Annotated in this window: 18 protein-coding genes and 1 pseudogene; 9 read left to right on the forward strand and 10 right to left on the reverse strand. The window is 69.3% G+C overall.

Annotated features, from left to right (window positions below):
- The first annotated feature begins 66 nt into the window (after positions 1 to 66).
- Together ABH927_RS33525 and ABH927_RS33530 are read left to right on the forward strand one after the other, a co-directional pair.
- The gene (locus ABH927_RS33525; RefSeq protein ID WP_370028422.1) at positions 67 to 918 is read left to right on the forward strand and encodes a universal stress protein; all 852 of its coding nucleotides are present in this window, start codon (positions 67 to 69) and stop codon (positions 916 to 918) included.
- Between the two features lie 395 nt (positions 919 to 1,313).
- Complete coding sequence (locus ABH927_RS33530) at positions 1,314 to 1,826, forward strand: hypothetical protein (RefSeq protein ID WP_370028424.1); 513 nt, start codon at positions 1,314 to 1,316, stop codon at positions 1,824 to 1,826.
- 34 nt (positions 1,827 to 1,860) lie between these two features.
- Here ABH927_RS33530 and ABH927_RS33535 read toward each other — a convergent pair whose 3' ends face one another.
- Positions 1,861 to 2,586, reverse strand: coding sequence for a DUF6544 family protein (locus ABH927_RS33535; RefSeq protein WP_370028425.1), 726 nt, complete (start codon positions 2,584 to 2,586; stop codon positions 1,861 to 1,863).
- Positions 2,583 to 3,026, reverse strand: a complete 444-nt coding sequence (locus ABH927_RS33540) for a hypothetical protein (protein ID WP_370028427.1) — start codon at positions 3,024 to 3,026, stop codon at positions 2,583 to 2,585. The genes ABH927_RS33535 and ABH927_RS33540 overlap by 4 nt, the downstream gene beginning before the upstream one ends.
- Before the next feature lie 270 nt (positions 3,027 to 3,296).
- On the opposite strand from ABH927_RS33540, the gene ABH927_RS33545 reads away from it, so the two are divergent.
- Positions 3,297 to 4,763: a DUF4389 domain-containing protein gene (locus ABH927_RS33545; protein WP_370028429.1), complete on the forward strand. Its 1,467-nt coding sequence runs from the start codon at positions 3,297 to 3,299 to the stop codon at positions 4,761 to 4,763.
- An 80-nt stretch (positions 4,764 to 4,843) separates the two neighbouring features.
- On the opposite strand, the gene ABH927_RS33550 is transcribed toward ABH927_RS33545, so the two are convergent.
- A complete protein-coding gene (locus ABH927_RS33550) occupies positions 4,844 to 6,175 on the reverse strand; it encodes a wax ester/triacylglycerol synthase domain-containing protein (protein ID WP_370028430.1) in 1,332 nt (443 codons plus the stop codon).
- 414 nt (positions 6,176 to 6,589) lie between these two features.
- Entirely contained in the window at positions 6,590 to 7,456 is an 867-nt protein-coding gene (locus tag ABH927_RS33555; RefSeq protein ID WP_370028432.1) for a slipin family protein, read from the reverse strand.
- A gap of 146 nt (positions 7,457 to 7,602) precedes the next feature.
- Between ABH927_RS33555 and ABH927_RS33560 the strand changes: the two genes are divergently transcribed.
- A complete protein-coding gene (locus ABH927_RS33560; protein WP_370028434.1) occupies positions 7,603 to 7,854 on the forward strand; it encodes a hypothetical protein in 252 nt (83 codons plus the stop codon).
- A gap of 112 nt (positions 7,855 to 7,966) precedes the next feature.
- Positions 7,967 to 8,227 (forward strand): hypothetical protein, encoded by a 261-nt coding sequence (locus tag ABH927_RS33565; protein ID WP_370028436.1) that lies wholly within the window; start codon positions 7,967 to 7,969, stop codon positions 8,225 to 8,227.
- On the opposite strand, the gene ABH927_RS33570 is transcribed toward ABH927_RS33565, so the two are convergent.
- Positions 8,228 to 8,869, reverse strand: coding sequence for a response regulator (locus tag ABH927_RS33570; protein WP_370028438.1), 642 nt, complete (start codon positions 8,867 to 8,869; stop codon positions 8,228 to 8,230).
- A gap of 57 nt (positions 8,870 to 8,926) precedes the next feature.
- A complete protein-coding gene (locus ABH927_RS33575; protein ID WP_370028440.1) occupies positions 8,927 to 9,484 on the reverse strand; it encodes a hypothetical protein in 558 nt (185 codons plus the stop codon).
- Positions 9,485 to 9,893: 409 nt separating this feature from the next.
- Between ABH927_RS33575 and ABH927_RS33580 the strand changes: the two genes are divergently transcribed.
- Positions 9,894 to 10,505, forward strand: coding sequence for a hypothetical protein (locus ABH927_RS33580; RefSeq protein WP_370028441.1), 612 nt, complete (start codon positions 9,894 to 9,896; stop codon positions 10,503 to 10,505).
- A gap of 579 nt (positions 10,506 to 11,084) precedes the next feature.
- Here ABH927_RS33580 and ABH927_RS33585 read toward each other — a convergent pair.
- Entirely contained in the window at positions 11,085 to 11,309 is a 225-nt protein-coding gene (locus ABH927_RS33585) for a hypothetical protein (protein ID WP_370028443.1), read from the reverse strand.
- Positions 11,310 to 11,459: 150 nt separating this feature from the next.
- Between ABH927_RS33585 and ABH927_RS33590 the strand changes: the two genes are divergently transcribed.
- Positions 11,460 to 13,907, forward strand: a complete 2,448-nt coding sequence (locus ABH927_RS33590) for a lamin tail domain-containing protein (RefSeq protein WP_370028445.1) — start codon at positions 11,460 to 11,462, stop codon at positions 13,905 to 13,907.
- A gap of 71 nt (positions 13,908 to 13,978) precedes the next feature.
- Here ABH927_RS33590 and ABH927_RS33595 read toward each other — a convergent pair whose 3' ends face one another.
- From ABH927_RS33595 to ABH927_RS33605, 3 genes are all read right to left on the reverse strand, one after another.
- Complete coding sequence (locus ABH927_RS33595) at positions 13,979 to 14,407, reverse strand: response regulator transcription factor (RefSeq protein WP_370028447.1); 429 nt, start codon at positions 14,405 to 14,407, stop codon at positions 13,979 to 13,981.
- Positions 14,408 to 14,500: 93 nt separating this feature from the next.
- Entirely contained in the window at positions 14,501 to 15,205 is a 705-nt protein-coding gene (locus ABH927_RS33600) for a response regulator (protein WP_370028449.1), read from the reverse strand.
- Entirely contained in the window at positions 15,202 to 16,935 is a 1,734-nt protein-coding gene (locus tag ABH927_RS33605) for a histidine kinase (protein WP_370028450.1), read from the reverse strand. The genes ABH927_RS33600 and ABH927_RS33605 overlap by 4 nt, the downstream gene beginning before the upstream one ends.
- A 166-nt stretch (positions 16,936 to 17,101) precedes the next feature.
- Between ABH927_RS33605 and ABH927_RS33610 the strand changes: the two genes are divergently transcribed.
- Both ABH927_RS33610 and ABH927_RS33615 read left to right on the forward strand, forming a co-directional pair.
- Positions 17,102 to 18,145: a hypothetical protein gene (locus ABH927_RS33610; protein WP_370028452.1), complete on the forward strand. Its 1,044-nt coding sequence runs from the start codon at positions 17,102 to 17,104 to the stop codon at positions 18,143 to 18,145.
- Positions 18,142 to 18,548 (forward strand): annotated as a pseudogene (locus tag ABH927_RS33615) (hypothetical protein); the annotation flags it as partial. The gene ABH927_RS33610 and the pseudogene ABH927_RS33615, both read left to right, overlap by 4 nt.

Below are 18,548 nucleotides of genomic sequence, written 5' to 3' on the forward strand. Positions count from 1 at the left end.
TAACGGGACCTACTGCTCTAGAGGAGTCCCCGCTCCGGGATGGGATGGAGTCATCAAGGAGGAACCATGACCCGTGCCATCGTCGTGGGCGCCGACGGCTCAGCCGCCGGAACGGCCGCCGTTGAATGGGCGGCCGATGACGCCGCCCGCATGCAAGTGCCGCTGCGCATCATCTGTGCCGTGGACCGCAGCCCCTACCACATCGCCCAGTTCGCCGAACCCGCCCTGGGCGACGCGTTGAACGAGGACGCGGAGATGGTGGTCGCCAACGCCCGTGCGATAGCGCTCAAGCGCCAGTCCGGAATCGACGTCACCACAGAGGTCATCCAGGGCGCGCCCGCCGCGGTGCTGTGCGCCCAGGTGAGCGACGCCGCCGAGATCGTCGTCGGCAACAGGGGCCTGGGCGGCTTCGCTAGGGCCGTCCTCGGCTCGGTGAGCCTGCACGTCGCCGGGCAGGCGCACGGACCCGTAGTCGTCGTCCGCGCCGACTCCGAGACCCACCATGGCGAGATCGTCGTCGGCATCGACGACTCACCGGCCAGCGAGGCCGCGCTCGCCTACGCCTTCGAACAGGCGCCGCCCCGAACCAGCACGCTGCGCGCCGTCCACGCCCAGCAGCAGCCGGTGTACGGCTACGCCCCGGTAATCGCCTACGACGCCCAAACGCTCCTCCAGGCCCAAAGCCGCGTCGTCGCCGACCGGCTCCAGTCGTGGCGGGAGAAGTACCCCAGGGTGCTGGTCATCGACGACGTTCAAGTCGCCCATCCGGTGGATGCCCTCGTCGCCGCGTCTAACAAGGCCGATCTGGTCGTCGTGTGCTCGCACGGCAGAGGGGCCTTCGGATCCGCAGTGCTGGGATCGGTCGGCCACGGCGTCCTGCACCACGCTCAGTGCGCGGTCGCGGTCGTCCGGCCCTGACCTTCGGCTCAGAACGTGTGAAGCGGGACCTTGCCGCCTGTGCCTCCGCGCGATGACCTTCGCGCGGCCATGAGGTTCGCGTCGCCCATCCGCACTGCGATCAGCACGACTTTCGACTAGCGAGTGGTGATATGACCGCAGATGTACTGATAACGGGTGCGAGCGGCAGAGTGGGCAGCCGCGTCGGCGCCGCTCTGCGGACGGCAGGCTCCGGCATCCGACTCGCCTCCCCGAGCGCGCGGGGCCCGGACGGTGTGCGCTTTTCCTTCACCTCGGCGCAGACCTGACCGGCCGCTTTCGAGGGTGTGGACCGGATGTTCCTGATGCGGCCACCCCAGATCAGCGATGTCCAACGCGACATGGTGCCCTCCCTGGAGGCCGCCAGGAGTGCCGGGGTGGCACATCGTGCTGCTGTCCCTTCAAGGAGCCGAGCGCAACCGTTCGTCCCGCACCATGCGCTGGAGAAGTGGCTACGCGCCTCCGTACTCCAGTGGACGTTCGCGCGTTCCGGCTTCTTCATGCAGAACCTCTCGACCACGCACGCCGCCGAGATCCGCGACGAGGGCCTCATCATGGTCCCGGCGGGCCGGGGCCGCACGTCCTTCCTGGACGTCCGGGACGTGGCCGACGTCGCGGCCCTGGCCCTATCGCAGGACGGTCACGCGGGCCGGGCCTACACCCCCACCGGATCGGTGGCGCTCACCTACATATCCAGTGACTGCGGCATGCTTGCTCCCATTCATGAGGCACGGTGTGACAGCGCATCCCGGTTCGTGGCATCGCCGCCCGGGCGTGGCTGGATCGAATGGCCGGCTGCAGAGGCGGCGTGGGCCGAGCTGGCGGCGGTCGCCCGGCAGGTCAGCATCGGCAGCCGGCAGAGCCAGCGACGAACTCGACAGGCTCAGTGATGGCGACCTCGCCAGCGCCCTGTCGTCCGGCGCCTCAGTCGTAGTGGAGCGCGATGTCGGTAACGGTGCCCTGCCAGTAGACGAAGGGGCCGTCGGGCAGCTCCCAGCCGACCTCGGCACGGGTCGGGATGCGGATCCCGCCAATGGTGGTGAAGTCGGCGACGCGGCCGGCCCAGGCAGTGTCGACCGCGTCGCCCGCGATCAGGCGAGAGCGTGCGGGGGTGGAGACGGTGCTGATGTCGCCGACGTCATCGAAGTCGATGCGGACCTCGACGGGGGAGCCGGCCACCATGGTGGTCACCTCGACAGCAGGGTCGCCGCCGAGCTCTCGCCAGCGTAGATCGGGGTTGGCGACCATGGCATGGGGTGCCCAGAAGAGTTCGGACAGGTACCGCTGTGCCTGCGCCCGTGCCGTCGCCGGCCCACTGGCGCTGACCACCGGCACGACGCCGAGCAGCCGCACCCGCAGCCGGCCGGTGCCGGCGGCGTACTCGTCGACCGCGGTCAGAACGGACAGCGGACCAGTGAAACGGGCCCGCCAGCTGAAGGCCACGCTTCGGACCTGGAAGTCCTCCGTCGCGTGGAAGCCCATCCAGCGGCCACCGGGCTTGGCGCGCATCCGGCCCTGCTGGGTCACCCGCACCAGGCGCGGTACCCGATCGGGATCCGGGACCGCACGCCGTAGATATCGCTCCACCAGCGAGGGAAGACGGGCCGACGAGTCAAAGCCAGGTGATCCTAGGGCGGGCTGAACCGTCACGGCGTCTTCTCCGTACCGAGATATCGACGCACCGGCAGAAGCGTCGGGAGCACGGTGAGAGCGACCCCGACGACACCGTAGAGGACCAGCAGGAGCGACGGGCCGACGTAGAGGAACTCCACCAGGAGCCAAGCCAGCTGGCCCAGCCCGAGCAGGATGGTGGCCGGCCACGACCAGTGGCGGCCGGTCAGCCACCCTGCGGCTGTGAACTGCGGCCACGGTGGTAGGCGCAGGACGCCGTACGCGGCGATCAGTGATCCCAGCCCGAAGCCGACAACGAGAACCAGCCCGGGAACGAGCCAGCTGTCGATCAGCGGAATACGGTCGAGCGGCTCACGGGGGATGGCGTCCATTCCCCAAAGCCCGAAGATCAGCCCGATCCCGCCGAACAATCCGCTGACACCAAGAAACACCAGTAGCCCGATGGTGACCCACGCCATCGCCGGACGATGCCCTCGGGTGGTGGGCGGTGCATTCGCACGGAAGTTCGCTGTCTGCATGAATCCAATGGTCCGTCCACGCAGACAGGCGAACCAGAGTCCAAGTACCTGTATCGCCCGGCGGCGCCGAGCGGTTGGACGCTCAGTCGTGACGGACGTGCCATCGGACCCGCGTCGCGGTGTCCTTCGGCCCTGTGGCGCGGCGGCGGCTTCCCGGCACGCTGAGGGTGCGGGCTAATCGGCGCGCTGGATCGAAGGCAGGAATCTTTCATGAATCGGTACGGAGTCCAGGTGCGCTCCAGCGGCAGCGCGCCGGCGGGTCGATGGTTATGGCTGGTGAAGTGGCTGCTGCTGATCCCGCACTACTTGGTCCTGCTCGTGTTGTGGGCGGCGTTCGCCGCTCTCACCCTGGTCGCATACGTAGCGGTGCTGGTGACCGGCCGTTATCCGCCCGCGATCTTCGGGTTCAACGTCGGGGTGCTGCGGTGGTCCTGGCGGGTGGGCTTCTACGGCTACCAGGTCCTCGGCACCGACCGGTACCCGCCCTTCACCCTCGCCGAGGTTCCCGACTACCCCGCCGGGCTATTGATCGACGGCCCGCCCCGCATGCCGCGCTGGCTGCCGCTTGTGGCCTGGCTGTTCGCCATCCCCCACATCGTGATCCTGAGCGTCCTGACCGCAACTGGCGGGTGGCAACTGCTCGGCGATGACGCCAACGCGAACGTGGCGTCGTTCAGCCTCGTCGGCATCGTCGTCCTGATCGTCGCGATCAGCCTCGCAGTCCGTGGCCGCACCCCGCAGGGCCTCCACGACCTGCTCGTCGGAGTCGCCCGCTGGTCGCTACGGGTGGTCGCGTACGTCGCCCTGCTGACTGCGCAGTACCCGCCGTTCCGCCTCGACCAAGGCGATACCGAGCCGCCCTTCGACCAGACCGGCCTGTCCCGCTCGGCCGACACCCGTCCCACGGCGCAGCAGCCTGCTCCCACACCCGCCGCCGGGGCCGGCGTCGCCGGGCGGGTGATCGCCCTCACGTCCGGAGTGTTTCTGCTGCTGGCAGCAGTCGGAATCGGGATCGGCGGCGCCGGCGTGCTGGCCCTCGCCGACAACCGCGATGCCGCAGGCTACGTCACCAGCCAGGCGTTAAAGATCGACAGCCCGACGGGCGCGGTCACCGCCGAGAATCTGCAGATCCAAACCGATGACGTCTGGTCGCGTGCGCTCGTCGACTACGGCCAGGTACGCATCACGGCATCCAACCCCGCTGGCACGCCGCTGTTCATCGGGATCGCCCCGCAGGGCGACGTCGACCGATGGCTGGCCGGCACCGCACGCGACCAGCTGGCCAACGGCTACACCTCGGGCGGTGTCGGCTTCGACCGGACGTCAGGCCCGATCCGGGGCGTCACCGCTCCGGCGGCCCAGAGCTTCTGGCTCGCCTCCACGTCAGGAACCGGCGAAGTCGTCCTCGACTGGCAAGTCGCCGACGGCAGGTTCGCAATCGTGCTCGCCAACGCCACCGGAGCACCCGGCATCAGCGCCACCAGCCGGATCGCCACCCGTATCCCGGACCCGACCGGCTTGGGCCTCGGACTGCTCGGCGGCGCCATCCCGCTCGCCAGCCTCGCCTTCGCGCTGATCTACCTCGGCGCCGCCGGCCTCGGACGGCGGCACGCCGGACCGCGACCGCCCGTCGTGGCCGCAGACCCCAACGTCCCCACCGGACCAGGCCAGGTTTGACGTCAGCGCACAGTCCAGACAGCATGACGATGCCCGCTGCCATCCACCATTGCGAGATCCTCGGAACGCCCTGATGGCGTTCAGGCTCTCGCAGGCGCCGCTTCGGTGGTGAGCGAGTGCCAATCCTGCGCCATCGCGGCGACCAGCACCGGAAAGTCGGGGTGGCGTTCGGCGTCGACGCGGACGGTGATGGTGAGGATTCCGGCGTAGGAGAACGCCAGGAACGATATGGCGAGGTTGCCGGCGAGCGCCCCGATCGGGATCATGTCGACGACCTCCGCTCCCAGCAGCCGGATGGGGGCGGGTGGGCCGATCACATCGCTCTCGACGATGGTGGTGAGGCGTTGCCGGCGGGTGTAGCGCCGTAGCAGGCCCAAGCGGGCCAGCCAGAGCATCATGCCCTGCTCGGTGGTGAGGATCTGCTCCCGCTTGGCACGGTCGCTGTTCGCGCGGATCAGACGCAGTCGCGCGGCCGGGTCAGGCTCGTCCAGCGGAAGTTTGACGACGATGATTCCCGCGCGGTTGCCGGTACGGGGCGCCGGCTTCTCGTTGCGTGGTGACGCGGCGACGGCGGCGTGCACGTTGAGGTCGACGGATTCGCCCCGGGAACGAAGGAGGGCGCGCAGGCCTCCGGCGGCCAGGTCGAGCACGACGTCGTTGACCTTCCCGCCGTGGGCATGGGCGATCCGCTTGGCGGTCGCGAGGTCGAGGCGCTGAACGGCGAGGGCGCGCTGCGGGCCGATCGGACCGGTCAGCGAGGTGCGCGGAGCCCGCCATGCTTGGCCGAGGACTCGCCAGCCGCCCGACAACGACCCCGCGAGCCGCCGGGGATCGGGCAAGTGGGCGAGCCGCCGCATGGTGGCGAGCCCGATTCGGAAGTTGTCGCGAGCCAGGTCGCGCCACTGCGGCGGCGCGGTCGGCACCCAGGGCTTGGTTGTGGTCGCCGTGTCGGGGTCGAGCAGTGCGGTGAGAAGTCCTACCGCAGCGAGGCCGTCGGCGATCGCATGATGGAGTGCGATGACGGCGGCGACCCGACCGTCGGGCAGCCCTGTGATGAACCAGATCCGCCACATCGGGTGTTCCCGGTCCAGGAGTGGGGCCAGCAATTCTTCGGTCAGGCGCAGCAGCACGGCCTCGTCACCAGGGACGGGCAGCACGACCTCGTTCACGTGCCGGTCGATGCGAAACGACCGGTCGTCGACCCACAGCGGCGGCCCGGCGAGCCGGCCAGGACGGCGAACGATCCGGCGTAGCTCAGGCACGCCGGCGAGCAGGCCGTCGATGTCGATCCGGAGCGCGGCCAACCGCAGCCGCCCGTTCGCGTCGCACAGCGACCGGCCGTTGAGGACGGCGAGGACGCCGATGTGCATGGGCGTCTCTGGTGCCTCCACTGCGAGATTGGTCAGGTCCATGGAGCTGAGCCGAGGAAATCTGCTAGTCATGGCGACCTATCAAGTTCGCGACGGAGCTGGACTGGGCTGCGGGCGTGATCCGGTCGCCGAGACTGGATGGGCGCCCGAAGTAGTCTGACGCGCGACCGATCGCCGCCGGTCGGCGTTGTCCACTGTGACCAGGTCACGGGCCATCCGGGCTCGGGCCGGCCTTTGCGGGCCGGTCGCTCCCGCGGCGGCGACTTTGCCGACGACCAGGGGTGCGGTCTGCGGCGTCGCGGTGCGGCTTGTGGTGTGGTTCCCGGCGATGTCGGCCGTCGCGCTCACGTTCCTCCTTATGTCGAGGTCCATATCCTCGGGGCGCGCGGCCGATGGATCGTCTGACCGCAACCGAACGCCGCCTTGCTCGCGCAGAGGCGGCGTAGGACCAGTCGGTTATGTGGTGCTGGTGGCGACGGGCTTGCCGTTGGGCGCCGGCTGCTCGGGCAGTGACCGATCAAGGGCTGGCGCGGTCGGCGGTGTCGCCGTGGCTGCGGCGTTTTCCCGGGCCAGGAACGAGCCCAGCTCGCCGATAGTGGACATCAGCGGGGCAGGGAAGACGACGGTGGTGTTCTTGTCGACGCCGAGCTCGACCAGGCTCTGCAGGTTACGCAGCTGTAGTGCGAGCGGGTGGGCCATCATGATGTCGGCGGCGGTGCCGAGGGCATCGGCGGCGAGCGCCTCACCTTCCGCGGCGATGATCTTGGCGCGCTTCTCCCGCTCGGCTTCGGCCTGGCGGGCCATCGCGCGTTTCATGCTCTCGGGCAGTTGGATGTCCTTGAGCTCGACGAGGGTGACCGCGACGCCCCATTCTTCGGTGGCGACGTCGAGAATCTCGCGGATGTTGAGGTTGATGCGGTCGGTTTCGGACAGCGTCTCGTCGAGGGTGTGCTGGCCGACGACCTTGCGCAGCGTGGTCTGGGCGATCTGGTTGATGGCGGCTTCGACGTTCTCGATCGCCACCACCGACTTGACCGCGTCGGTGACCCTGTAGTACGCCACGGCCGAGACGTCGACGCTGACGTTGTCGCGGGTGATGATGCCCTGCGACTGGATCGGCATGGTGACGATGCGCAGGCTCACCCGGTGCAGCACGTCGATGAACGGGATGATCGCGGTCAGCCCGGCCTTCTTCACACCGATGACCCGGCCGAGCCGGAACAGCACCCCCTGCTCGTACTGCTTGACGACCTTGAGAGCGAGCGCCAGCAGCAGCACTGCCAGCACCGCGACGATAGCGATGATCCATATTGTGGTGGTCATGATGCGTTCCCCTTGCTGGCGCCGGAGACCCGGGGCCGTCTGCGTGCAGGGACGAGCGGGTTTTCGGTACCTGCCGGTGGGAATGACGCGACAGTCCGTAGGCGTGGTGGACCAGCGCGCCGCTGACCGAGCCGGGCAACAGCCCGGTGAAGTCGCTGCGGGAGCCCACGACGGTCAAGGTGGCGTCGCCGGACGCCTCGCCCATGCTGACCTCGGCGTTGAGGCTGCGGATCGGGCGGACCTGTAGTTCCCCCGGCTCGGCTGGCCACAGCGGAGAGCGTGCCGACCTAGCCGCCGGGCAGCAGATGCAGGTGGGCGACTTCGCTTTCGGCCGCCGCGACGCTGTGGTATGCGACACCTGGTCCCGGGCCGCTGCCGTGTTGGCGGCGGCGCTGTAGGTCTGCATACGCTCAGCTTGCGCTCGCGCTACCGGCACGGTCAGAGGCGCTGGGCCCCACCGATGGGGCCGTTGTACCTGGGTAGACCGGTGCCTAATTGCCCTGCTCTCGGGTGACAGCCAGCATCAGCCGCGGCACCGGCCCCGCCGTGGTCGTTGAGACCGGCGTCCGCGCCGAGCTGGGCCGCATCGCCTCCGCTCTCGAAAAGACGGGCAAAAGGTCCGCTGAGAAGTGGAGCCGGCCGACCATCGCCCGGCTCGCGCTGCGAATCGTCTTGGTCCGCCAGTCCGAGGATCCTGCACAGAACCTTTGGCAGGGACCGGCGGGCCCTTTCTCGACCGAGCGGCTGGGCGCTGCGGGGGTGGACTCCTGATCAGCCGTGGCGCTCGGCCGCCAGGCGGGCGGCCAGGGCGGCGACCTGCGTGCGGCGCTGCATGTCGAGCTTTCCGAGAAGGGAGGACACGTAGTTCTTCACGGTCTTCTCCGCCAGGAACATCCGCTCGCCGATCACCCGGTTCGTCAGCCCTTCGCCGATCAGTTTCAGGACGTGCTGCTCCTGGGTGGTGAGCGCGGCCAGCGGGTCGCGCCGGGCGGCCTGGTCGCGGAGCCGGTTCAGCATCGCGGCCGTCGTCTGCGGGTCCAGCAGCGACTGCCCGGCCGCGACCGTACGGACCGCGCCGACCAGGTCGGAGCCATGGATCTGCTTGAGCACGTAGCCGGCGGCGCCGGCCAGGACCGCCTCGAACAGGGCGTCGTCGTCGGCGTAGGAGGTGAGCATGAGACAGGCCAGCCCCGGTAGCCGGCTGCGGACCTCCCGGCAGACCTCCACGCCACTGCCGTCCGGAAGGCGTACGTCGAGAACGGCGACGTCGGGACACAGCGCCGGAATGCGGGCCTGCGCCGACGCGGCGGTGCCCGCCTCACCGATGACCTGGATGTCGTCCTCGGCCTCCAGCAGCGACGCGACGCCGCGCCGGACGACCTCATGGTCGTCGACGAGAAAGACACGGATCATACTGCCGAAGCTATGTGGCTTTCGTCCCCTTCAGTAGAGGCGAAGGCCCTCCTCTGGTCACTTCAGTACGGGGTTGGCGCGTACGGCCGGAGTGCGGCCCCACATGCGTCCGATGCCGAGGGTGTCGCCGGCGTTCGACAGGGCCAGGCCTGCCAGGACAACGGCGTAGATCAGGTGCTCGTCGATGATCGGATTGGTGGCCAGGGGCAGTTCGGCCGCCCACATGAAGACCAGCAGGAGTCCTCCGGCGATCGCGGCGATCCGCAGTCCGGCGCCCAGGATCAGCGCGGTGCCGATGCCCAGCAGTCCGAGCATGAACAGCCAGTCGACCCACGGCTGCCCGGCCAGGCCGGAGAAGAATCCGCCGAGGGCGTTGTCGCCGGTGCCCTTGAGGAAGCCCGTGGTGGGGCTGCCGCCGGAGATCCAGGCCTTATCAGCGGCGATGGCGAAGCCCCAGCCGAAGGTTTTGCCCAGGAACGCCCACAGGAAGATGAAGCCGAGCGCGATCCGGGCGACGGCCCAGACGTAGTCGACGGGCCGGGACGCGCGGTCGTCGGCGGCGGAGGTCCTGCCGGGATAGACGTGCGCGGTCGGCGGTCCCTTGGTGGTGGCCATGGCCGGTCCCTTCGGTACTGCAGTAGATGGTGCTCGTATCCTCAGCACATCATTTCCGCGCCGTGAGCACGTTCCCTGCGAACCGATCGGCAGGGTCGATGCCCAGTTGTGCCCCAGCGGCTTGCCACAAGTACGCCGCAGTCCTTCCCCGTGACCTTCCGGACCGGCGCTGGTAACCACGGCGCCTCCGGTTGAGACGGATTACGGGGAAATCGGCGCCATAACCGGAAACGGCCTCGGCGGTGAGACAAACATCAGTGCAAAAAATGGTGTACCTCGCCGGTCGCGAACCCGTCCGGACCGGCGTGGGTGGTTTCCTTTCCCCGCACCGACCGGGCATCCGGCAAGAACCGCCGATTCGTACGCCCGCCGGTTCACGGCATTTCGACTGATCGACAAGGAGATCGCCATGTTCATGAACCCCCTGCGGTTCCTGCCCACGGGCCTCGCGGCGGGCTCGCTGTTGGCCGCGATGGTCCTGTCCGCCTCGGCGCCCGCGTCGGCCGCCGTGTCCACCGCCGTGTCCGCCGCTGGGGGAAGCGCGCGTGCGGGCGTCGTCACCGCGCTCGACTACAACAGCACCGGCTGGAGCTACCTCCAGGTGCCGTGGACGACGAACGTGCCGGACTTCCAGGAGCGGGGATTCGACGACAGCGCCTGGCCCACCGGACAGACAGGCTTCGGCACCACCAACGGCACGTGCTCGTGGAACAACTCCACCAACGTCAAGACCCCCTGGGCCGTGAACACCGACATCCTGGCTCGCCACTGGATCCACCTCCCGCGGGACGCGCAGCAGGTCCGCATCCAGGGGACGGTGGACAACGACGCGCAGGTCTACCTGAACGGTCACCTCGTGCAGAGCGTCAAGAGCGGCAACTGCGCCGCCGGCGCGATCGACGTCGTCGTCCCGGCGGTCTACCTGGACTGTTGCAACCTGCTGGCCATCCGCGGCCGCGACCGCGGCGTGGCGGCCTACCTGAACGTCCGGGTGACCTACGTCAAGCCAACCCAGGCCTGACCGCAGCCGAAAGCCTTTCGCGGCGGGAAAGCGCGGCCGATGATTCGGCGCGAAGATCCTCGGCGGGACCGACGGCCGTTTCGCGCGGCGCATCGAATACGCCGTGAATCGGGGGAACGGGTCCCATTCGTGGAACGAGGACCGGCGTCGGCCACTGCCAGGCCGATTCGGTCCTCGTTTTCACGTGGTGCGTTTCGCTCCCACCACGGAGGTCCCGCCGCGGCCCGGATCCTGATGGCGCCGACCACGGTCGCAACAGGTAGTCCGAAAGGTGCCTCCACCAGCCGCCGTCGTGGCGGTCGCCCTCCGGGGCGACCGAGGATCGCAACCCATTCGCCGCGCCGCCCTTGAGACTCCAGGTCCACCGTGGCGATCGCCCCTACGATGGCATCGTCTTCATCGCTCCACCGCGGCTCGCCAGGTACGGACTCGACGCTGTGGCAAGGGCCGGACCGTCTCAACTACGAGCGGTCGCGCAGCAATCGCCTGTTCAGACGGGGTCTTTCTAGTTTCCCCTTCTGCTGGGTCCCTCGCCGGGGGCACGCATGTGATGTCTCAAGACATCGGAAACCCTCGAACCTACCGGTTCGGGGGTTTCTTGGTCTTCTGGGGTTGGTACTCGCGGGTGGGGTCGATGATCAGCTGGCGGAGGAGTTCTCCGGTTGTGGCGGCGACGACTCGGACGTGGAGATCGGCGACCATGAGCGCTGACCGCCTCAGACGGGCGAGACGAACAGCACTCATTCCCCGGGCGGTCAGCTCGGCATCGATGAGGGTGCGCAGAAACTCCTCGAGGGTTTCCACCCCTGGGTGGCCCACCGGAGTGACACCTCGTGGAAAGGGCAAAGAAGCACCTTCGGCGGATAGGCGAATAGTAGATAACGCCACTTTTCAAGCGATCCCGTGTAACGCCATGCTCCTGGAGAAACCCCCTTAAGCTAGGAGCAACCTCCTGTGGCAATCCCCAGAGCACGTCGGCTGATCATGGCGGCGAGCCTGCCGCTGATGGTCGCGGCGACCATGGCATTACAACCCAGCACCGCGAACGCCCTCTCCTCCGACGTCGTCATCTCCACCGTGTACGGCGGCGGCGGCAATTCCGGTGCGATCTTCAAGAACGACTACATCGAGCTGGCCAACACCTCCGGCAGCCCCGTCGACGTCTCGACCTGGAGCGTCCAGTACGCCTCCGCCGCGGGGGCCGTCTTCCAGGTCACCAAGCTGACCGGGACCATCCCCGCGCACGGCAGGTACCTGGTCCAGGAGGCAGCAGGCGCCGCCGGCACCCTCGCCCTGCCCACCCCCGACGCCATCGGCACAGTCCCCATGTCGGCCACCTCCGGCGTCGTCGCCCTCGTCACGACCCAGATCCCGCTGGTGGGCTGCGGCATCAGCTGCGCGACCGCACCGAACGTCAAGGACCTGGTCGGTTACGGCGCGACCGCGAATGTCGAGACGGCCGCCGCGCCCGGACTCTCGAACACCACGGCCGACGCCCGCACCGGAGCGCTGACCGACACCGACAACAACGCCGCCGACTTCACCGCCGGCGTGCCGAAAGCCACCAACTCCGCGGGCACCACGGTCAGTGCCGACAACCCGGGCGGCCCCGTCGACCCGACCCCCGGCACCACCCGCATCCATGACATCCAGGGTGCGGGCCGGATCTCCCCGATCGTCGGGCAGAACGTCACGAACGTCCCGGGCATCGTCACGGCCGTCAGGGTGACGGGCAACGCGCGCGGTTTCTGGTTCCAGGACCCGAGTGCCGACGCCGACCCCCTGACCAGCGAGGGCGTGTTCGTCTTCACCGGCTCGACGTCGCCGGCGGTCGTCATCGGGGACTCCGTCCTGGTCTCCGGCCGTGTCACCGAGTTCCGCCCCGCCAGCGGCGCGCAGACCCTCACCGAACTCGGCGGCACGATCAACACCACCAGGCTCAGCAGCGGCAACCCGCTGCCCGCGGCCATCCCGGTCGCCTTCCCCGACGCCTTCACAAAGACCGGCAGTCTTGAGGCCCAGCCGCTGGAGCCGTCCTCCTACGTGCTGGACTGGCTTGAGGTCCACGAGGGCATGCGGGTCACCATCGCCGAGGACACCCGTCTGATCAGCCCGGTCAACACGGAGTTCTCCGAGCTGTGGGTGACGCTGAAGCCGGGCCAGAACCAGACCCCGCGCGGCGGCTCCATCTACAAGTCGTACGACGACCCGAACAGCGGCCGTCTGATGGTCGTCGCCCTGAACGGTGCGCCCGCCGCCAACGTCGGCTCCACGCTGGCCGCCGGCACCGCCGGACCGGTCGACTACCAGTCGTTCGGCGGTTACGTCGTGCAGGCCACCCAGCTCGGCACGATCACCGAGGGCGGCCTCAAGCGCCAGAAGGTGCTCCCGCCGAAGAAGCAGAACGACCTGTCCGTCGCGACCTACAACGTCGAGAACCTCGCCGTCACCAACCCGGAAACCAAGTTCGCACGGCTGGCCCAGGCGGTCGTCACCAACCTCGGCTCGCCCGACATCCTCGCCCTGGAGGAGATCCAGGACAACAACGGCGCCACCGACGACGGCGTCGTCGCAGCCGACCAGACCGTTACGAAGTTCATCGTGGCGATCCAGACCGCGGGCGGCCCCACTTACGCCTGGCGCTCCATCGACCCGAACAACGACACCGACGGCGGTGAGCCGGGCGGCAACATCCGCCAGGTGTTCCTGTTCAATCCCGCGCGCGTGACGTTCGTCGATCGCCCCGGCGGCGACGCGAACACGGCCGTTTCCGTCGTCCGCGAGCGGCCGACCAGCAACCAGGTCTCCCTGTCGGTTTCGCCTGGCCGGATCAACCCGACCAGCGATGCCTGGACCACCAGCCGCAAGCCGCTCGTCGGCGAATTCCTCTACGACGGCGACAAGCAGCTGTTCATCGTTGCCAACCACTTCAATTCCAAGGGCGGCGACGCCCCGCTGACCGCGGCCGTGCAGCCGCCGGTCCGCAGCAGCGAAGTCCAGCGCATCAAGCAGGCCACCGAAGTCCGCGACTTCGTCAAGGACCTCTCCGACAAGAGCGGCGGCCGGGCCCAAGTCATCGTCCTGGGCGATCTCAACGACTACCAGTTCAGCCCCGCTCTCCAGACCATCACCGGCAACGGCACTGTTCTCAAGACCCTGATCGACACCCTCCCCGCCGACCAGCGCTACAGCTACATCTTCGACGGCAACTCCCAGGTCCTCGACCACATCCTCGTCAGCCCTGCCATCAGGGGCTACGCCTACGGAGTCGTCCACATCAACGCCGAATTCTCCGACCAGGCCAGCGACCACGACCCTCAGATCATCCGCGTCCTCACCGGCTGCAACGTAGACCCCCTCCCCACCCGCTGCCTCCCCGGCAGCCCCGTAGTGGACCAGTAGGACAAGTCGCCCGCCCCTCAAGGGCGGGCGCTTTCCCCTTCCGTCCGTTGACGCCACCTGTCCCGCCGACCTCATTCCGGCTGGTCGGGCCAGCTGACGTAGGGGTCGATGACCACTTCGCCGGTGTGGACGCGGTGGAGGGCGGCGGTGAGGGCGTCGGGGTCGCCAAGGCGTTCTTTGATGATGTAGCCGACGGAGCCGGGAGGGCGCAGGCTGACCAGGCGGTGGGCGTAGGCGGGTTCCGCGCGGGTGGACAGGACGACCAGGCCGATGGTGGGATGCCGGGCGCGGATCGCCTCGGCGGTGCCCAGGCCCTCGTCGGTGTGGTCGGGCGGGAGCCGTACGTCGATGATGACGACGTCGGGGGTGGTCGCGGCGACCGCACGCAGGCCCTCGGCGGCGTCGGCGGCGGTGCCGATGACCTCGACACCGCGTTCACTCAGCAACTGGACGAGCGCGTCGCGGAGGGAAGGCGTGCTCTCGACGATGACGACGCGCATGATCCTCCGTCCCTCCTCGCCGGATAGATCTTGCGTGATCCACGGCGGAAATCCCAGTGTGGTTTCCCCTACCAGGGTTCGGGTTTCCCGCGGTCACGGGGTGGAGCCGTCCTTGCCGCGCAGGTAGATGAGGGTGGCCAGGACGCGGCGGTTGAGGTTGCGCTGGCGGGCGGCCTCGGCGGAGACCACGCCGAGCTTGCCGAACACTGTGGACAGATTCTTCTCCACGTTGCCGAGCGTGCAGGCCAGGCGCTGGGCGATGGCCAGGTTCGTCAGGCCGGAGGCGACCAGCGAGAGGATCTCGCGTTCGCGGGGGGTGAGAGTGGACAGCGGGTCGGCGGGCTCGGCGCCGCGGTTCCGGCGAGGGGACACCAGCTCGCGGATCAGGCCGGGATCGATGACGAACTGCCCCTTGCCGACCCGGGTCAGCGCGTCCGTGATCAGCTCCATGTCACCCAGGCTGCTCTTGGCCATCAGGCCGACCGCCCGGGGCGGCTCCTCCAGTGCCATCAGCCGCTTGACGTGCTCGACCTTCGGGCTGGTCGCCACGATCAGCAGGGCGACCTCGGGGTAGCGGGCGCGGATGCGCGCGGCGATGCGCAGTCCCGCGTCCTCGGGTTCGGGCTCCTTGACCAAGCGCAGGTCGAGGCTGACGGCGTCGGGGGCGTGCTCGTCGACCAGGGCCAGGGTCCGATCCATGGTCTCCGCGGTGCCGGCCACCTCGACGCCGAGGTGGGTCAGCGCGGTCACGTAGGTCGTACGCAACATGGGGTCGTCTTCGACGATGATGACTCTCACTGCTCTCCCTCTCGATCGCCGGGGAACTCTCCTGGCAGCCGTGCGACCAGCCGTGTACCGCCCTCTTCCGGGCTCTCCACGGTGAGCTCGCCCCCGGCCGCCGCGACGCGCTCGGTCAGCCCGCGCAGGCCGCCGCCTGACAGGTTCGCCCCGCCCGCGCCGTTGTCGGTGACCGTGACCACGAGACCGTCGCCGTCCGATGTGACCTGGACGTCGATCGCGGCGCCTGGGCCCGCGTGCTTGAGCGCGTTGGTGACGCCCTCCGCGATGACGAAGTACACCGTGGACTCCACGTCGCGTGGCCACCGCCGGTTCACGATGTCGTAGCGGAGCTGCCCGGGGTGGCGCCGGGCCAGCTCCGCGACGGTTTCGCGGAGGCCGTGCTCGATCAGCGAGCGCGGGTGCAGGCCCTGGGCCAGCTCGCGCAGCGCGTTGATGGCGTCGGTCAGCTGACTCTTGGCATCGGCCAGCAGCTCCGCGCCGGGAGAACCCGCGGCCTCGGCCTGCTTCTGGGCCAGTCCGAGCAGGGTCAGCACGACGAAGAACCCCTGCTGGGCGCCGTCGTGGAGGTCACGCTCGATCCGCCGCCGCTCGGCCAGTTCGGCTTCGAGCAGCCGTCGCCGCGAGTCCCTGACCTGCGTGTACAGGCGCATGTTCTCCATGACGAGCCCGGTCAGCGCGATCGCGCTCGCGGTCGCCCTGCCGGTCTCGGTCAGCGCCGCGTCGTGCTCGACGATGCCCAGGACGTCCGCTCCGCGGACGATCGGGGTGAGCGTACGGGCCGGGGCCTGGTCGCCGCCGACGCGTTCTCCCGACAACGCGACCAGGGCGCCGTCACCACCGGCCAGCAGCAGGCGCAACGTCGGATCGCCGACGGCTTCCGCGAGAGCGGTCTGCAGCGCCATCAGCGGCGGGGCGCGCAACTCTCCGAGCCGGGCGGGCAGTTCGGCGATGCGCAGTTCCCTGCGCCACTGCATGCCGATCGAGACCAGATACGCCACGACGATCCCAACCGCGGCCCCGCCGAGCATGAGCACCCCCACGCTCAGCTGCGTGCTGAGCGCCCGCCCGGTCGCGCTGGCCAGTGCGGACGCGATCAGCAGCACGCCCACCGCGATGAATGTCGCCCATACAGGACCGGTCCGCCTGCGGCGTACCGCGAGGGCGATGAGCAGGCGGCGCAGCACGATCGCGATGCCCGCCACGCCGAGCGCGGCCAGGACGAGGCTCCCAGCGATGGCCCAGCGGGTGTTCACCTGGCCGATGTTGTAGTTCCACGGCGCTTCGGGGTGATCGGTCAGGTAGCGGCCGACCTGGGTGCCGACACAGGCGAGGTAGCTGGCCGTGACGTAGGCGCGGTCGATCCGGCCGCGCAGCCGCCCTGACGGGACGCTGAAGACCAGGTGCGCGAAGACGCCCACGTACAGGTAGGCAAGGCTGAACCCCACGGCGAACAGCGCCTCGTTCTCGCTGACCCGCAGGAACGACAGGTAGTAGACCGTGCCGAGGACCAGCAGCAGAACGCCGACGCGGGAGCGCGCGCCGCGGGCCCACAGGATGGCGCCCGCGATGATCAGCGGATAGCCGAAGCCGTGGTAGGCCAGGTCCACCCAGAGCGGGCTCGGCGGCCCGACGCCCCAGGAGGCGACGTTCGCCCAGGTGACCGCGGCCAGCGTGAGGAGCGTGACCACGACGACAAGCGGCATGTCCCTGGGAACCGGGCTCCTCACGGGGACTCCCACCCTCCGGCCTGTGGTTAACCAGACCTCGACGCCAGGTTCCCCCCGGTTGGCGTCGAGGATGCCATCCGCGAAAGTGCGGGTTTTTCGGGTACGTCGAGGCGAGCGTAGCCGACGACACTTTGAGGGAACATCCCGTTCCCGGAGGTGCCCCGGCATGTCCCAGACGTACGTTTTGCCGACCTTGGTCAAGGGGCCTTTCCCCTTGGTCGAGCGTCGGCTCGTGGTGAACGTCGGCTGGCTGGCCGTCGTCTTCCGGAACGGCGTGCCGAGGATGGTGTGCGGTCCCGGGCGGCACGGTTCGTTCGCGGGCCTGTTCACCCGGCGCAGGCTGCCCGCGACCGGCGAGCTGTCGGTGCTGCTGTTCGACACCGCGCCGCAGAATGTTCAGCTGGCCGCCGACGCGGTCCGCCTCGCCGACGGCCGCAAGGTCTGCGTCGGCGCCATGGCCGTGGTGCTGCCCCGCTGGAGCGCGGACCCCGGCATCCTGCTCGGCATCGCCGGCCGGTACGGCGTGCTCAGCGCCCGGTACGGCGAGGCCGCCGGGATCGAGCTCTACGCGGACTTCCGCGCCAATGCCCGGCGACTGCTGCGCGAGTTCGGCCACGACGACGTCTACCTCGCCGACGACAGCCGCGGCGCGCTGGCGGCCCTCCCGGGTGTTCCCGGCAGCGGCCTGCTGACAATCGAGCGGTTCGTGCACGTCACCATAGCGGGCGATCCGGTCGTGATCGCGACGGAGCGGGCGCAGGACAGCGCGGAGATCAAGGCGGCGAGGCTGTCCGCGAAGGCGGCCGTCGAGCCGATGGTCGCCGCCCTGGAGCGGATCAGAAGCCGCTACCGCGACGAGATCGCTCGCGAGCACGGCCACCGCAAGGCCGAGCTCGACGTCGACCTGGCCGCGCTGTACGGCGTGGTCCCGCTGTTCATGCGCGACCCGAAGGCCGCCGCCGAGACCGAACGCGCCCGCTGGGAGGTCCTTTCCGGCCTGCTCGGCGAGTACGCCGACACGATCTCCTACACGGCGGGCGAGCTCGGGGTCACCCCCAACGACCTGCTCAGGGACCTCGCGATGGGCCGGGTGCCCGGAAACCCCGAGCCCCGTCCCAAACCCCACCCCGAGCCTCGTGCCGTGCCCGATGCGGCACCGGAAGAGATCGAAGGAATCGAGCGACTCGACGAGAGGAGGCGTCCCGCATGAGTCCCCAGCCCGGCGTACCCGAAGACGACCCCAAGGACGACCCCAAGGACGACCCCACGAACGTGCGGGAGCACGCGCCCGACGCCAGGGGTGGTGGTCCCGGCAGTGGTTACGGACATCGAGACCACCCCCATCGGGCGCCCCAGCACCGTGAACCCCACGAAGGCTCACCGTCGCCCGAGCACCGCCGACGCTGGGGTCCCGAAACCGACGGTCCTGAAAACGTCCGGCGCGACGGTCCCGGCTCGTCTCCCCAGCCGCGCGACGCGGGCGTGACGCCTGACGCGGGGCGCGGCCGTGACAGCGGGACGAGCACGCCGCCGCACGACCACCCAGGCGAGAGGCACCAGCCCCGCCAGACCGACGGCCATGGACACGTCCGGCACCCCGTTACCGACTGGGG

This window comes from Planotetraspora sp. GP83 (assembly GCF_041262585.1).
Classification (GTDB): Bacteria; Actinomycetota; Actinomycetes; order Streptosporangiales; family Streptosporangiaceae; genus JAOEGB01.

Excerpts from the sequence above, each read along its gene's own strand:
- ABH927_RS33595 (WP_370028447.1), bottom strand. The coding sequence starts at position 14,407 with ATGCGCGTCGTCATCGTCGAGAGCACGCCTTCCCTCCGCGACGCGCTC.
- ABH927_RS33575 (WP_370028440.1), bottom strand. The coding sequence starts at position 9,484 with ATGGCCACCACCAAGGGACCGCCGACCGCGCACGTCTATCCCGGCAGG.
- ABH927_RS33550 (WP_370028430.1), bottom strand. The coding sequence starts at position 6,175 with ATGGACCTGACCAATCTCGCAGTGGAGGCACCAGAGACGCCCATGCAC.
- ABH927_RS33545 (WP_370028429.1), top strand. The coding sequence starts at position 3,297 with ATGAATCGGTACGGAGTCCAGGTGCGCTCCAGCGGCAGCGCGCCGGCG.
- ABH927_RS33540 (WP_370028427.1), bottom strand. The coding sequence starts at position 3,026 with ATGGCGTGGGTCACCATCGGGCTACTGGTGTTTCTTGGTGTCAGCGGA.
- ABH927_RS33580 (WP_370028441.1), top strand. The coding sequence starts at position 9,894 with ATGTTCATGAACCCCCTGCGGTTCCTGCCCACGGGCCTCGCGGCGGGC.
- ABH927_RS33555 (WP_370028432.1), bottom strand. The coding sequence starts at position 7,456 with ATGACCACCACAATATGGATCATCGCTATCGTCGCGGTGCTGGCAGTG.
- ABH927_RS33525 (WP_370028422.1), top strand. The coding sequence starts at position 67 with ATGACCCGTGCCATCGTCGTGGGCGCCGACGGCTCAGCCGCCGGAACG.
- ABH927_RS33610 (WP_370028452.1), top strand. The coding sequence starts at position 17,102 with ATGTCCCAGACGTACGTTTTGCCGACCTTGGTCAAGGGGCCTTTCCCC.
- ABH927_RS33570 (WP_370028438.1), bottom strand. The coding sequence starts at position 8,869 with ATGATCCGTGTCTTTCTCGTCGACGACCATGAGGTCGTCCGGCGCGGC.